Here is a 15,182-nt window from a genome sequence, read left to right on the forward strand (position 1 = left end):
TCCTAAACTCCCCTAGACCTCTTATTTGCCAGTGGTCCTTTGATTCTAACATTCGCAAGAGTGGCCGCTGAGGAGGGATGCGAATGTTAGAATCGGACCACTGGGTATGGCTCACCTGCTCCTGGTTTTCATTGCCGCGGTTTTCGTTCTGGCGGGCTTCGTCAAGGGCGTGATCGGGCTTGGCCTGCCCACGGTATCGATGGGACTGCTCGCTGTCGCGATGGCGCCGGCGCATGCGCTCGCCATCGTCATCGTGCCGGCCATTCTCACCAACATCTGGCAGACCTTTGCCGGGCCGTATTTCCTTGCCATCGTTAAACGGCTGTGGCCGCTGCTTCTCGGGCTGCCGGCGGGCATCTGGCTTAACGCCGACATGATGACCGGTCCCTACGCACGCTACGGCACGGTGCTGATCGGCATCCTGCTCGTGATCTACGCGATCATCAGCCTCCGGCGGGTCGCCATCACCGTCCCCCCGCGCGACGAGAAATGGATCGGCGGCATCATTGGTCTGGCAACCGGGGTGATCTCGGCGGCGACCGGCGTGCAGGTCGTTCCGTCGATGCCGTTCATGCAGGCGCTCGGCATGAAGAGAGACGAACTCATCCAGGCGCTCGGTGTGTTCTTCACCACGGCAACGCTGGCGCAGGCGTTGAATCTCTCGGCCGCCGGCATTCTCGATCAATCGGTGGCCGTGCCGGGCGTCGTCGCGTTGGCGGCCTCATTCACCGGTATGGCGACCGGTCAGGCGGTGCGCACGCGGCTGGAGCCGGAGACGTTCCGCCGCTGGTTTCTGATTGCTATGATCCTGCTCGGGATCTATCTGGCAATCGTTGCAAGCTACGAAATCTGTTTCGCATAAACGTGGGATCCGGCCCTAGCGCTCCGCTAACGCAAGGCGCCCGCCGAGATAGATGAACAACGCGCCGAGGCCGCGATTGAACCAGGCGATGGTACGGCTCGATCTTTGCACCCGGCCGGCCGCTTTGGCGACCGCGACCGCAAGGCACCAGAGCGTGCCATTGAAAACGAAGATCAGCCCAAGCGTCAGAAACGCCAATCCCTTGTGAGGCGCATCGGCCTCGACGAATTGCGGCAGGAAGGCGAGAAAGAACATCGCCACCTTCGGATTGAGCACATTCGTCAGCGCCCCCTGGCAGAACACCCGCGAGAAGGATACGCCTTGGCCGTCTCGCTCACCGGCCACGCCCGGATTCGGCGGGCGCGACAGCAGCAGCATCAAGCCAATATAGCAGAGATAGGCCGCTCCGAGCCATTTCACCGCGGCAAAGGCTCTCGCCGAGGCGACCAGCAGCGCCGACAATCCGAGCGCTGCGGCAAAGACATGGCAGAGACAGCCCGCGCCGATGCCGAGCGCGGCCGCGGCCCCGCCGCGCCACCCCTGCATGCTGCGTCCAACGATATATGCCGTATCGGGTCCGGGCGCGATGTTGAGCAGCAGCCCGGAGGCGATGAAGAGCCAGAAGTCGTGAATGCCAAGTGGAGTGGATTTGACATTCGCTACCCACCCAGCCGCAAGCTCGAAAGCGAATGTCAAATCCGAAACTCCACTTGAAACTTACGTTGGCTGGTGGTCTCACGATTCTAACATTCGCGATCTGCCCGCTGAGAAGGGATGCGAATGTTAGAATCAGACCACTAGCATGGCCTCACCCGAACAGCGGCGATCCCGGCACGAATGCATCGAACGCCGCCCAGAATTGCGCGCGATAGCGGTCCTGCTCCTGCAGGATTTCGTGCTTGGAGCCGGCAATGACGAGGTGCGAACCGGCTCGCAAATGATAAGCGAACTCCTCGATGGCGGCCGTCGAGACGACGGCATCGTTGCTCGCGGCCAGCATCAGGATCGGCTGGCGAATCTCCGAAGGGTAGTTCATGGCGCGAAAGCCGTGCATGGCGCGGAACGCGGTATCGGCCCAGGCAACCGTCGGAGAGCCGAGGCCAAGCGTCGGATCCTCGGCGATGACGGCGGCGTTGCGGGCATAGCGGACGGGATCGCTGGTCAGCGGATTGTTGATGAACGATCCGGTTCCGGTGATAGCGTCATTGCCGCCGGGAACGTAGCGGCTGCCAAGCCCGGCAACGCGCATCGTGCGCAACAGTGCGCGTGCCGGAAGGGAGGTCAGGCGTCCCGGCAGGTCGATCATCGGCGCGGTCAGCACCATGCGATCGAACCAGCGCTTTCCCGCATGCGCGAGGCGCAGCATCACCGCACCTCCCATCGAATGGGCGAGCGCGAAGAACGGCGGCGGGCAGTCGGGCAGCACCACCTGCCGCACGAAAGCCTCGACATCCATTTCGTAATCGGCGAAATCGCGAACATAGCCGCGGCGCGCATCGCGCAGCCGCCGCGACGAATGACCCTGGCCGCGCCAGTCGATCATGGCGACCGCAAAGCCGCGGTCGCGCAAGTCCCGCACCGTCTCGAAATACTTTTCGATGTATTCGCTTCGGCCGGTGAAGACACAGACCGTTCCCTTGCGGCCAGCCGGCGGCTCCCAGCGCGCGAAGCGCAGTTCGGCGCCGTCCGGTGTCTTGATCGTGCCGGAAACGACGTTCTCGGGCACGGGATTGGCGGGAATCGAGACAAGCGTCATGGAAGGAACCGATAGGCGAAAGGCGCCGAAAATCAAGACTTGCGCACGTCAACACGAGCACGGCCAGCGGACTTGAACGTATTCGATCCGCCTCCCATATCTGCCTGGTGCAGGCCACGTCAGGCATTTTCCCTATAGACCCCGGGAAAATTGCCGAAGGCTGCACGAAACAAGCCCGGCCCCATGGCGGGCGGGTTCACATCAACAGTCGCTCAATGGAGGACTACACATGCGTACGTTTGATCTCACCCCCTTCTATCGTTCCACTGTCGGCTTCGACCGTCTCTTTTCCCTGCTTGACCAGGCGTCCGACGGAAGCCCCGGCTATCCTCCCTACAACATCGAGCGCACCGGCGAGAACGCCTACCGGATCAGCGTCGCGGTTTCCGGCTTCGCCCAGAACGAGCTTTCGATCGTCGCCAAGGAGAACACCCTGACGATCAAGGGCGAGAAAGTCGCCAACGAGAACAGCAAGGAGAAGTCCGAAGTATTGTACCGCGGGATTGCGGCGCGCACCTTCGAGCGGGTCTTCCAGCTTGCCGATTTCGTGGTCGTGAAGAACGCCTCGCTTGAGAACGGCCTGCTGCACGTCGATCTCGTTCGCGAGATTCCCGAGGCCAAGAAGCCCCGCAGCATCCCGATCGCTTCGGGCGCGCAAGGCGCACCGGTGATCGAAGGTTCGGCTGAAAAGGCCGCCGCTTAAGCTTGGCGGATTGAACACGAGACGCCCCGGGAAACCGGGGCGTTTTTTTGCCGTCAAGCTGTCGTCCTCGCGAGCGCGAGGGCCCAAAACTAGCGGTGATCGTTATTTCACCGGATTGATCCCGAGGGGCTCCAACGACATCTGTCGGTGCTCAGTCGTCCGCGCTCAGGATCGGGGCGCTGAGCAGGATTACTCCAGATCCTGCACCTTCGGCATCGGCTGGGTCGGCTGAATGACCGGCGCGGCCGGCCTGGCTTCCGCAGGCGTCGCTGCGGCCGGCGGAGTTTCCACGGCCTTGACCTGGACGGCGGCCGAGCGCTGCACAGGCTCCGGCGTGGGTTTTGCGGCCACAGGCTGGTCGGACACCGGCTTCAGCGGCGCGGCCTTCGGCCCTGCTACCGAGGGGGGCGTCCGACTCGCCATCTTCGGCATCGCCTGCGGTCGCGCGTCGAGGCGGGTCATCGGTTCTGGCGGTCCATACGATGGCCGGGGCGGCGGAGCTCCATAGCCGTCACGATAGCCGCCATAACGATCGGCCGGGACGAACCGCACGATCCGTCCGTCGCGTGCGTCGATGACGAGATGGCCATCGTCACCCGCCCGGTCGATGGCAGAAATCGAATAGAAGACGCCACGCAGGCGCGGCGCGCCGATCGGAGAGAACCCGTTCTCGCGCAGCACCACGTAAACCTCGCGCGGCGGCAGCAGTACGGGGCCATATCCATATCCGCGACCGTAACCGTTTCCGTAGTCCGGCGCGCCGTAAATGACGCGGGGCGGCGGTGGTGGCGGCGCTTCGGCATAGGGCCCGCTGAGATCGGTCGCAGGGACATAGCCGGCGCGGCCGGTGTCCTGCGGCGGTGTCCCTTGTGCGTTCGCGGCCGTGGCAGCCAGCAACAGCCCGACCGAAATGGACCACCCTCTCGACGCCTTCATTTTCTGCTCCTGTGATGCTCCCGCCTGGAGAGCCCAGTCAGCCCTCAATCCCGGGGAGGAATTTCGTCGCCGATTTCGGCGGACCTTGGGCGACATCGCGGCGTGATGTGCCAAATAGGATCGGCTTGCACCTTCGCGGCCTGCGCAGGGCAGCTTGACGGCGACTTTCACGCGCTTGTGTGATAGATAAAAATTTGGCATGGTCGGTGTTAGGACAGGATTACTGTCTTAATTTCGGCCGCAAGCCCGGCATCCGGGATTGCGAGTGGGGCGTCGAGACGCCCAAAAGATTAAAGATTAAGGGCAAGGTGGTTCGTCGGGGACGCTGAACGCCGAGGCCTGAATCGAGACATTGCGGCTCGCGGAGGACGAGCGGTGGCCCGCTCGGCGGGTTCCGCAAACGCCCAAGGTGCGCCGCCGATGGTGAGGCGCGGGCCTCGCTGATTGGTAGAGAGGACGCAGAGAATGAGCCGGTCCGAATTCGAGCGCGAAAACATCGTGGCCCCTGGGCTGCCGGTGGCAGCCTCGAAACCCGCCGATTCTCGCGCCGTCGAAAAACACACGTTCCGTCCCGCGGCCGAAGGCCTGTACGATCCCGCGCTGGAGAAGGATTCCTGCGGCGTCGGCTTCATCGCCAACATCAAGGGCAAGAAGTCGCATCAGATCGTCTCTGATGCGCTTCAGATCCTCTGCAACCTCGAACATCGCGGCGCGGTCGGCGCCGACCCACGCGCCGGCGACGGCGCGGGCATCCTGGTGCAAATTCCCCACGCCTTCTTCGCCCGCAAGGCAAAGGAGCTCGGCTTCACGCTGCCGGAGCCGGGCGCTTACGCCGTTGGCGCATTGTTCATGCCGAAGGAGAAGGCCTGGCGGAAGGTGATCCAGAGCATCATCGCCGACCAGATCAAGGCCGAGCAACTGACGCTGCTCGGCTGGCGCGAGGTGCCAACCGACAATTCCTCGCTTGGCGAGACCGTCAAGCCGACCGAGCCTGCCAACATGCAGGTGTTCATCGGACGTGGCGCGCATATCAAGGATGAGGTCGAGTTCGAGCGGCGGCTCTACATTCTGCGCAAGTCGATTTCGCAGGCGATCTACCAGCGCCGCGATCGCGGCATGGCGGGCTACTATCCCTGCTCGATGTCGTGCCGCACCGTGATCTACAAGGGCATGTTCCTCGCCGACCAGCTCGGCAAGTACTATCCGGATCTGCACGAAGGCGACTTCGAGAGCGCACTGGCGCTGGTGCACCAGCGCTTCTCGACCAACACCTTCCCGACCTGGTCGCTGGCACACCCGTACCGGATGATCGCGCACAATGGCGAGATCAACACGCTGCGCGGCAACACCAACTGGATGGCGGCGCGGCAAGCCTCGGTGCAATCGGAGCTCTACGGCAAGGACATCACGCGGCTGTGGCCGATCTCCTATGAGGGCCAAAGCGACACCGCCTGTTTCGACAACGCGCTCGAATTCCTGGTGCAGGGCGGCTACTCGCTGCCGCACGCCGTGATGATGATGATTCCGGAAGCCTGGGCCGGCAATCCGCTGATGGATGCAAAGCGCCGCGCTTTCTACGAATACCACGCCGCGATGATGGAGCCGTGGGACGGCCCCGCCGCGATCGCGTTCACCGATGGCCGCCAGATCGGTGCCACGCTCGACCGCAACGGCCTGCGGCCGGCACGTTATCTTGTGACCAAGGACGACCGCATCGTCATGGCTTCCGAGATGGGCGTGCTCAAGATTCCGGAAGACCAGATCATCACCAAGTGGCGGCTGCAGCCGGGCAAGATGCTACTGGTCGACCTCGCGCAGGGACGGCTGATCCCGGACGACGAGATCAAGGCGGAGTTGGCCCGCAGCCATCCATATCAGGAGTGGCTCGACGGCTCGCAGATCGTGCTGGAGGAATTGCCGGAAGCGCCCACCAAGGGCATGCGCTCGAACCTGCCGCTGCTCGATCGGCAGCAGGCGTTCGGCTACAGCCAGGAAGACATCAATATCCTGATGGCGCCGATGGCCTCGACCGGCGAAGAGGCGAACGGCTCGATGGGCAATGACACGCCGATTTCGGCGCTGTCGGACAAGCCCAAGCCGCTGTTCACCTACTTCAAGCAGAACTTCGCACAGGTCACCAACCCGCCGATCGACCCGATCCGCGAAGAGCTGGTGATGAGTCTCGTCTCCATCATCGGGCCGCGGCCGAACCTGTTCGACCTGGAAGGGGCTGCTGCCAGCAAGCGCCTCGAAGTGCGCCAGCCGATCCTGACCGACGCAGATCTGGAGAAGATCCGCTCGATCTCCGAGATTGCGGACACGCATTTCAAGTCGCGCACGCTCGACACCACTTTCCACGCCGGACTTGGTGCGGCTGGCCTCGAGCAGGTGCTCGACGAACTCTGCGCGCGCGCCGAGGCCGCGGTTCGCGAGGGCATCAACATCGTCATCCTGTCCGACCGCATGGCGGGCACGGACCGCATTCCAATTCCCTCGCTGCTCGCCTGCGCCGCCGTGCACCACCATCTGATCCGCACGGGTTTAAGGACCTCGGTCGGTCTCGTCGTCGAGTCCGGCGAGCCGCGCGAGGTGCATCACTTTGCGTGTCTGGCCGGCTACGGCGCCGAAGCGATCAACCCCTATCTGGCTTTCGAAACCATCATCGCCATGAAGGATCGTCTGCCCGGCTCGCTCGACGACTACGAGATCGTCAAGCGCTACATCAAGTCGATCGGCAAGGGGCTATTGAAGGTGATGTCCAAAATGGGCATCTCGACCTATCAGTCCTATTGCGGCGCGCAGATTTTCGACGCCGTCGGGCTGAAGGCCGATTTCGTCGCGAAATATTTCGCCGGCACGCACACCCGCATCGAGGGCGTGGGCCTGGGCGAAATCGCCGAAGAAACCGCACGCCGTCATGCCGACGCGTTCGGCAATTCGCCGATCTACCAGAACGCGCTCGATGTCGGCGGCGAATATGCCTACCGCACCCGCGGCGAGGATCACGCCTGGACGGCGGAATCCGTCTCCAACCTGCAGCACGCCGTGCGCGGCAACTCGCTGGAACGCTACCGCGCCTTTGCGAAAATCCTCAACGAGCAGTCCGAACGGCTGCTCACGCTGCGCGGCCTGTTCAAGATCAAGTCCGCCGAGGATGAAAAGCGCAAGCCGGTCGCCCTCAATGAGGTCGAGCCGGCCAGTGAAATCGTCAAGCGCTTCTCCACCGGCGCCATGTCGTTCGGCTCGATCTCGCGCGAGGCCCACACGACGCTGGCGATCGCCATGAACCGGATCGGCGGCAAATCCAACACCGGCGAAGGCGGCGAGGAAGCCGACCGCTTCAAGCCGATGCCCAACGGCGATTCCATGCGCTCGGCGATCAAGCAGGTCGCATCCGGCCGCTTCGGCGTCACGACGGAATATCTCGTCAATTCCGACATGATGCAGATCAAGATGGCTCAGGGAGCCAAGCCCGGCGAAGGCGGACAATTGCCCGGCCACAAGGTCGACGCGACGATTGCCAAGGTGCGACATTCGACGCCCGGCGTCGGCCTGATCTCGCCGCCGCCGCATCACGACATCTATTCGATCGAGGATCTGGCGCAGCTGATTTACGACCTGAAGAACGTCAATCCCGACGGGCAGGTCTCGGTGAAGCTCGTCTCCGAGGTGGGTGTCGGCACGGTGGCTGCCGGCGTCGCGAAAGCGCGTGCCGACCATGTCACCATCGCCGGCTTCGAAGGCGGCACCGGTGCTTCTCCCCTCACCTCGATCAAGCACGCCGGCAGTCCTTGGGAAATCGGCCTTGCCGAAACCCACCAGACCCTGGTGCGCGAACGGCTGCGCAGCCGCATTTCGGTTCAGGTCGATGGCGGCTTCCGCACCGGACGCGACGTCGTGATCGGCGCGCTCTTGGGGGCGGATGAATTCGGCTTTGCCACCGCGCCGCTGATTGCCGCCGGGTGCATCATGATGCGCAAGTGCCATCTCAACACCTGCCCGGTCGGCGTCGCGACGCAGGACCCGGTGCTGCGCAAGCGCTTCACCGGCCAGCCCGAGCACGTGATCAACTATTTCTTCTTCGTCGCCGAAGAAGTCCGCGAGATCATGGCAAGCCTCGGCTATCGCACCTTCAACGAGATGGTTGGCCAGACCCAGATGCTCGACCAGTCCCGGCTGGTGGCGCACTGGAAGGCCAAGGGACTCGACTTCTCGAAGCTGTTCGTGCGGCAGAAGGAAGACAAGGGCCAGAAGATCTATCACGCGGAGGCGCAGAACCATCATCTGGAGGCCGTGCTCGACCGCCAGTTGATCGAAAGGGCGCAAGCGGCGCTCGATCGCGGCGCGCCGGTGAAGATCGAGAGCGAGATCAACAACACGGACCGCTCGGCCGGCGCGATGCTGTCAGGCAGCGTCGCCAAGATCTATGGCCACGCCGGCCTGCCGCTCGACACCATAACCGTGAACTTCAAGGGCACAGCCGGTCAGGCGTTCGGCGCATGGCTGGCTAACGGCGTCACCTTCGATCTCGAGGGCGTGGCCAACGACTATGTCGGCAAGGGGCTCTCCGGTGGGCGGATCATCGTCAAGCCGCCCCGCAACGCAGGCATCGTGCCGGAGGAATCGATCATCGTCGGCAACACCGTGATGTACGGCGCCATCGAAGGCGAATGCTATTTCCGCGGCATCGCCGGCGAACGTTTCGCGGTCCGCAACTCCGGCGCCATCGCCGTGGTCGAAGGCGCGGGCGATCACTGCTGCGAATACATGACCGGCGGCATCGTCGTCGTGCTCGGCAGGACCGGCCGCAACTTCGCAGCCGGCATGTCCGGCGGCGTCGCCTATGTGCTGGACGAGGAAGGCTCCTTCGACAAGCTCTGCAACATGGCAATGGTCGACCTCGAGCCGGTGCTCTCGGAAGAGATGATCAACGAGAACACCTATCATCAGTCGGGAGATCTCGAGGCACATGGCCGCGTCGACGTGTTCCGCAACCTGCTCGACTCCGACGTCGAAAGGCTGCATGTGCTGATCACCCGTCACGCAAAGTTGACGGGCTCCAGGCGCGCAACCGAGATTCTCGCAAATTGGAAGAAGTGGCTGCCGAAATTCCGCAAAGTGATGCCGGTGGAGTACCGCCGCGCGCTGAAGGAACTGAAGGCGAACGCCGACGCCGAACCGAAAATCGCGATCGGGGCGTAGCTAACGGACCTCATCCTTCGAGATGCGAAGACGCCGCTCGTCGGGATGAGGACTAGAATGAATACGACGCAGGGACTTCGGGTTTAATGGGCAAGGTAACCGGCTTTCTCGAAATCGATCGGCACGACCGCAAGTATGCGCCGGTGGCCGAACGGCTGAAGAACTTTAATGAATTCGTCATTCCCCTGACGGAGAAGGAAACGCGCGACCAGGCCGCGCGCTGCATGAATTGTGGCATTCCTTATTGCCACGGCACCGGCTCGGTCGCGCCGGGCACGCCGGGATGCCCGGTCAACAACCAGATTCCCGATTTCAACGACCTCGTTTATCAGGGCAACTGGCAGGAAGCTTCGCGCAACCTGCATTCGACCAACAATTTTCCGGAATTCACCGGCCGAATCTGCCCTGCGCCGTGCGAGGCCTCCTGCACGCTCAACATCGACGACAATCCGGTCACGATAAAAACCATTGAATGTGCGATCGTCGACCGCGCCTGGGAGAACGGCTGGCTCAAGCCGGAAGTAGCAGCTGAGAGGACCGGCAAGAAAATCGCGGTCGTAGGCTCCGGACCGGCGGGCCTCGCCTGCGCGCAGCAACTCGCGCGCGCCGGGCACGAGGTGCACGTGTTCGAGAAGTTCGCCAAGGCCGGCGGCCTTCTGCGCTACGGCATTCCCGACTTCAAGATGGAAAAGGGCATCATCGACCGCCGCATCGGCCAGATGGAGGCCGAAGGCGTCACATTCCATTACGGCGTCCACGTCGGCAGCGGCGGCGCCGACCCGCGCAAGCTGGTCGAAGAATACGATGCGGTAGCCTTGACCGGCGGCGCGGAAGCCCCGCGCGATCTGCTCATCCCGGGCCGCGAGCTCGACGGCATCCACTTTGCGATGGATTTCCTGCCGCAGCAGAATCGCCGCGTCAGCAGCGAGCCGCTCGGTGGCGCACGCGAGATTCTTGCCGGCGGCAAGCATGTCGTCGTCATCGGCGGCGGCGACACCGGCAGCGACTGCATTGGCACGTCGTTCCGGCAAGGCGCAAAGTCGGTGACGCAGCTCGAGATCATGCCGGCGCCGCCCGAGCGTGAAAACAAGGGCCTCACCTGGCCGAACTGGCCTCTGAAGATGCGAACCTCGTCGAGCCAGGCCGAGGGTGCCAGGCGTGAATACGCGGTGCTGACGCAGAAGTTTTCCGGCACTGAGGGCAAGGTCGCAAAACTGCACGGCGTACAGGTCGACGACAAGTTCAAGCCGGTTGCCGGCACCGAGTTCGAACTCGACGCGCAGCTCGTGCTGCTCGCCATGGGTTTCGTGCATCCGGTTCACGAGGGCCTGTTGAAGACGCTTGGCGTCGAGCTCGATCCGCGCGGCAATGTGCGGGCCACGACCGACGACTTCCAGACCTCGCTCTCGAAGGTATTTTCCGCCGGCGACATGCGCCGCGGCCAGTCGCTCGTCGTCTGGGCGATCCGCGAGGGACGGCTATGCGCTCGGGCCATCGACAACTTCCTGATGGGATCGACGAATCTGCCCCGGTAAAATGGGAGATCGTTCCCCGGACGCGGTGCGGCGCCTAGCCCCCGCTCCGCAGAGCCGGAAGCCAATCCTGCAGGTGATGGGCCCGGATCAGCGGCGTAGCGCGAAGTCACCGCCGCGTCCGGGGAACAGCCTTGGTAAAATCAATTCTGGACCCGCACGCCCAGCATCACGACCGTCGCTGCCGAGCTCGTCAGCGGCACGTTGGAATCGAGAATATCCCGCCGCAGCGTGCCGGTGACCCAGAAGTTGCGGGTCATCTTGTAGATCAGATCGCCTTCGAGCGTATAGGTCTTGTCGAGACGGCTGCCCTGGTCGCTCGTGAGTCCGAAATTTCCCTGATAGTCGTAAGTGCCGTAGGTAAACTTGCCGATCGCGCTCAGCCAGCGGCGGAAATCGTGATCGACCTCGAACGTATAGGTGCGGGTCAGCACGCCGGAGACGCCGGGCACGATCACCTCGTCGATTGAGGTGTTCGAATAGAACTTCACCGTGGTCAAAGGCGTTGCGGTCCAGGTCAGCGAAGACGACGTCAACAGGCCTGCGAGCCGATCGAGCCGCGGGTCGGCGTAGTTGCGCTCGGCCCAGCCGACCGCGATGTCGCCCGTGAGAAGCCGCGAGAATTCAAACGATGTGCCGGCCTTGGCATAGCCGCCGTTGGAATTGCGCGCGTAGCCGAAACTGTCGACGAACAGGTCGTGAAACCGGCTGTCGGCTTCGGCCTCGACGAACGGCTTCAGCCCGGGCAGCAGATCGTAACTGACGCGCGCGACGCCGCCATACTGGTTGAAGGCGCGATCTGCGTTGCTTCCGATGGTGCCGTCGGTGAACACCGAGTTTTGGTAGACCGTGCGGTCGAAAGTGGTGCCGAGGGCAACGTCGAGCCGGTTGAAGCTCTGGTCGATGCCGAACGTGCTGCCAACCGTCGTGTAGATGGGATAGCTGGCAAGTCCGGCCTGAACGTTCGGACTGAAGGGAAGATCGGTACCGACCCTGAGGCGCACCTCGGACGTGATGTGGGTATAGTCCGTGACGTCGACGCGGCCGTCGATGTGACCGGTGAAGTCCGGGCGGCTGACGTTGGTCGGTGCCGGCGAAATCGTGCCGTCCACAATGGGCGACAGGCTGTTGCCGTAGCCGGTGTAGGAGCCGCGCAGGTCGGCGACCAGCGCATGCCGGTCCCAGTCGGAGACCACAAGCAGTTCGGGCGCAACCACCCAGAATGGCGAGCCCTGCGGCGTGGGGGTCCGGCCGGGATTGGTGTCGTAGCCGCCGCGCAACTCGACCGCCGACTTGACGAGGAAGCTGCCGACATAGTCGCCCACCGGGCCGAACGGATCGGTGTCGGGCGGCAGCGGCTTGCGCGGTGGTTGGCCGTCCGCAATGCCGGCAACTGACGGCGGTATCGGGGGCCGGTTTGCCGTCTGGGACGGCGGCGGCGAAATTTTCACGCGGGCGTTCGGATTGGTCTGCCCCTTGACCGCCGATGGCGCAGGCGTTCCCGGCCCGGGCGAAGGCTTTGGCTTGGCCTCGCCGGGATAGGACTTCCGCTGCTTGCGTTTACGGTTGAGGGAATCGAAGCCGTCATCCGCCGCGCCGCTCGCGGCAGGCAGGCCGTATGTCGGAATATTGCCGATGCGCGAAGGCGCCGGCCGCTTTCGGTTCGAATCGGGGCCCAAATCAGACGCGTCATCATCGCCCGTATTTCCCGCGGTCTTCCGCAGAAACGAGTCCTGCGGGACCAGCAGCCCCTCAGGAACCGGGCGCAGCAGGTCAGGCGTGAGCGCCTGGGCGTAGAGGGGGGATGTAACCATGATCAGCGCAAGGCACGGCAAAGCCGCACGCAACAACGTCACGCGCTTGCTGTGGCCGGTGGCGGGCCTCGGCATCACGATGTAAATACCCCAACAAATTCATACGCTTACCTATTCGGCCCGAGCGGCCGGTTCGGAAAACGTCGTTAACGGAGTAAAAACAATTATGGTTAATGAGGCGTTGAGAACGGGGGTGCTGCGATGGCGGACGAACTTCGGAAAGTGGGCAATGGGCCATTAACCGTGGTAGGAAAGCTACCTCCTCCTGCTTCGTCTTAAGCACCTTCGGAACACCGTATGCGTCCCTCGAAACCGCTGATGGCCCATTCAACCGGCACCGATTCCTCCAACGCCGCCGTCCAGTCGGCCTTACGCACCCTTGAAGCCGAGGGCAGCGGCATCGCCGCCATAGAGGCGGCGCTTCGATCCGACCTCAGCGGAGCCTTTAGCCGCGCGGCGGAGCTCATTCGCAACGCCAAGGGACGGCTGATCGTCACCGGGCTCGGGAAGTCGGGCCATATCGCCCGCAAGATCGCGGCCACCTTCGCCTCTACCGGCACGCCGGCGTTCTTCGTGCATGCGGCGGAGGCCGGCCACGGTGATCTCGGCATGATCACCACGGACGATGTCATCCTGGCGCTGTCGTGGTCCGGCGAGCAGGCGGAGATGAAATCGCTGATCACCTACGCAACGCGCTTTAGCATCCCGCTCGTTGCGATGACCGCAGAGCGCGACTCAACGCTTGCCAAGGCCGCCGACGTCGCGCTGACGCTGCCAAGGGCGCGCGAGGCCTGTCCGCATAACCTGGCGCCCACCACGTCGTCGCTGATGCTGCTCGCTCTGGGCGATGCGCTGGCGATCGCGCTGCTCGAAGGCCGCGGCTTCACCTCGGTCGATTTCAGCGTGCTGCACCCGAGCGGCAAGCTCGGCGCCATGCTGAAACATATCAGCGACATCATGCATACCGGCGCTGCGGTGCCGCTGAAGCCGCTCGGCACCAGTATGTCGGAAGCTCTCGTCGAGATGACCTCGAAGGGTTTTGGCTGCGTCGGCATTGTCGATGCGCGCGGGCACATCGCGGGCATCGTGACCGATGGCGACCTCCGGCGTCACATGCGGCCCGACTTGATGACCGCGCTGGTCGACGACATCATGACGAAGAATCCGAAGACAATCCGCAAGGATTTGCTCGCGAGCGAAGCGCTGGAAATCCTCAACGCCTCCAAGATCACGGCCCTGATCGTGACCGAGGCCAACAAGCCGGTCGGCATCGTGCACCTGCACGACCTGTTGCGCGCCGGGGTGGTGTAATCACCTCGCCCAAGTCTCAACCCAAGTCTCACTCCCCACTCTCCCCGGTTTCTGCGGGGAGAGTTGGGGTGAGGCGCGGCAAGGGAGTCTAGGCAGGAAACCTCGCCACCTTGTCCTCCAACGGCAACCGCAGCCCGTTCGCCAGATATGAGACGGTGCGATAAAAGCCGCAGAGCAGGATGATTTCAAAGATCTTCGCATCGTCGTAATGCGAGGACAGTGCTGAAAATTCACTGTCGCTGAGCGTCGAGCGAGCGTGGAGCGCCTCAACCGCTCTTATCAGCGTCCGTTCGGCCGCCGACCAGCAGGGCGCCTCGGCGCCCTCACCCACGGTGGCGCGGATCTCGGCGTCGCTGAGGCCCGCCGCCGGCCCAAAGGTCGTCACGTGCACGCCCCATTCGTACTCGCAGGCGTTCAGCGCGCAGGTCCGGTCGATGACGATCTCGCGCTCCCGCAGATTGAGCGGACCCCGATCGAGCAGGCTGCCGGCGCGGAATTTATCCCAGGCGCGCGGATTGGACGTCATCACCCGAAACAGCATCAACGGCGGCGCCCCACGCATGATCCGGTCGAACTGGCTCTGGATCTCGGCCTCATAAGGCGGCTCGAGCGGCGCTATTCGCGGCATGACATCCTCCGTGCTACGTTAAACGTAGCGCACGCTACATATTCTGTAGCAAGGACACAAGAAAGGATTTGATCGCCGATGCCGAAGCCAGCTTCACCTATTCGCAACAAGCCCAGGGGTGGCCCGGTGCGCGGCTCGCGGACGGGCCGGCCGATCATGGCGCTGCTCGACCTGTTCGGGCGGCGCTGGAGCCTGCGGATATTGTGGGAGTTGCGCGAGCGTTCGATGACCTCGCGCACGCTTCGCGCCGCCTGCGACGAAGCTTCGCCGACAGTGTTGAATGAGCGGTTGAAGGAATTGCGCGCCGCCGGCTTCATCGAGCTCATTCCGCCAGGCGGCTACGGCCTCACCGAGATGGGCCGCGAATTACTCGGATTGCTGCTGCCGCTGCATCGCTTTGCGGAGCGGTGGGAAAAGGAGCGAAGCTAGGCGGCCGCC

11 protein-coding genes are annotated in these 15,182 nt (G+C 63.5%); 6 read left to right on the forward strand and 5 right to left on the reverse strand.

The window, feature by feature from the left end:
* Positions 1 to 106 precede the first annotated feature (106 nt).
* The gene (locus NEZ08_RS23390) at positions 107 to 862 is read left to right on the forward strand and encodes a sulfite exporter TauE/SafE family protein (RefSeq protein WP_298112402.1); all 756 of its coding nucleotides are present in this window, start codon (positions 107 to 109) and stop codon (positions 860 to 862) included.
* Positions 863 to 877: 15 nt separating this feature from the next.
* Here the strand turns inward: NEZ08_RS23390 and NEZ08_RS23395 are convergent, their stop codons facing one another.
* Entirely contained in the window at positions 878 to 1,558 is a 681-nt protein-coding gene (locus tag NEZ08_RS23395) for a LysE family translocator (RefSeq protein ID WP_298112405.1), read from the reverse strand.
* Positions 1,559 to 1,670: 112 nt separating this feature from the next.
* Positions 1,671 to 2,618 (reverse strand): alpha/beta fold hydrolase, encoded by a 948-nt coding sequence (locus NEZ08_RS23400; protein WP_298112408.1) that lies wholly within the window; start codon positions 2,616 to 2,618, stop codon positions 1,671 to 1,673.
* A 229-nt stretch (positions 2,619 to 2,847) separates the two neighbouring features.
* Here NEZ08_RS23400 and NEZ08_RS23405 point away from each other — a divergent pair, with 229 nt between their 5' ends.
* Positions 2,848 to 3,321: an Hsp20 family protein gene (locus tag NEZ08_RS23405; RefSeq protein ID WP_298112410.1), complete on the forward strand. Its 474-nt coding sequence runs from the start codon at positions 2,848 to 2,850 to the stop codon at positions 3,319 to 3,321.
* Positions 3,322 to 3,510: 189 nt separating this feature from the next.
* On the opposite strand, the gene NEZ08_RS23410 is transcribed toward NEZ08_RS23405, so the two are convergent.
* The gene (locus NEZ08_RS23410; protein ID WP_298112413.1) at positions 3,511 to 4,257 is read right to left on the reverse strand and encodes a hypothetical protein; all 747 of its coding nucleotides are present in this window, start codon (positions 4,255 to 4,257) and stop codon (positions 3,511 to 3,513) included.
* A gap of 465 nt (positions 4,258 to 4,722) precedes the next feature.
* Here NEZ08_RS23410 and gltB point away from each other — a divergent pair, with 465 nt between their 5' ends.
* A complete protein-coding gene (gltB, locus tag NEZ08_RS23415; protein ID WP_298112414.1) occupies positions 4,723 to 9,459 on the forward strand; it encodes a glutamate synthase large subunit in 4,737 nt (1,578 codons plus the stop codon).
* Positions 9,460 to 9,545: 86 nt separating this feature from the next.
* Positions 9,546 to 10,994, forward strand: coding sequence for a glutamate synthase subunit beta (locus NEZ08_RS23420; RefSeq protein WP_298112415.1), 1,449 nt, complete (start codon positions 9,546 to 9,548; stop codon positions 10,992 to 10,994).
* Between the two features lie 140 nt (positions 10,995 to 11,134).
* On the opposite strand, the gene NEZ08_RS23425 is transcribed toward NEZ08_RS23420, so the two are convergent.
* Positions 11,135 to 12,880, reverse strand: coding sequence for an outer membrane beta-barrel protein (locus NEZ08_RS23425; RefSeq protein ID WP_298112417.1), 1,746 nt, complete (start codon positions 12,878 to 12,880; stop codon positions 11,135 to 11,137).
* Positions 12,881 to 13,102: 222 nt separating this feature from the next.
* Between NEZ08_RS23425 and NEZ08_RS23430 the strand changes: the two genes are divergently transcribed.
* Positions 13,103 to 14,116, forward strand: coding sequence for an SIS domain-containing protein (locus NEZ08_RS23430; RefSeq protein WP_298112419.1), 1,014 nt, complete (start codon positions 13,103 to 13,105; stop codon positions 14,114 to 14,116).
* A gap of 88 nt (positions 14,117 to 14,204) precedes the next feature.
* Here the strand turns inward: NEZ08_RS23430 and NEZ08_RS23435 are convergent, their stop codons facing one another.
* Positions 14,205 to 14,744 (reverse strand): carboxymuconolactone decarboxylase family protein, encoded by a 540-nt coding sequence (locus tag NEZ08_RS23435; protein WP_298112422.1) that lies wholly within the window; start codon positions 14,742 to 14,744, stop codon positions 14,205 to 14,207.
* Positions 14,745 to 14,822: 78 nt separating this feature from the next.
* Between NEZ08_RS23435 and NEZ08_RS23440 the strand changes: the two genes are divergently transcribed.
* Complete coding sequence (locus tag NEZ08_RS23440; protein WP_298112425.1) at positions 14,823 to 15,173, forward strand: helix-turn-helix domain-containing protein; 351 nt, start codon at positions 14,823 to 14,825, stop codon at positions 15,171 to 15,173.
* The last annotated feature ends 9 nt before the right edge of the window (positions 15,174 to 15,182 follow it).

It is taken from the genome of Bradyrhizobium sp., from assembly GCF_027451485.1.
Classification (GTDB): domain Bacteria; phylum Pseudomonadota; class Alphaproteobacteria; order Rhizobiales; family Xanthobacteraceae; genus Bradyrhizobium.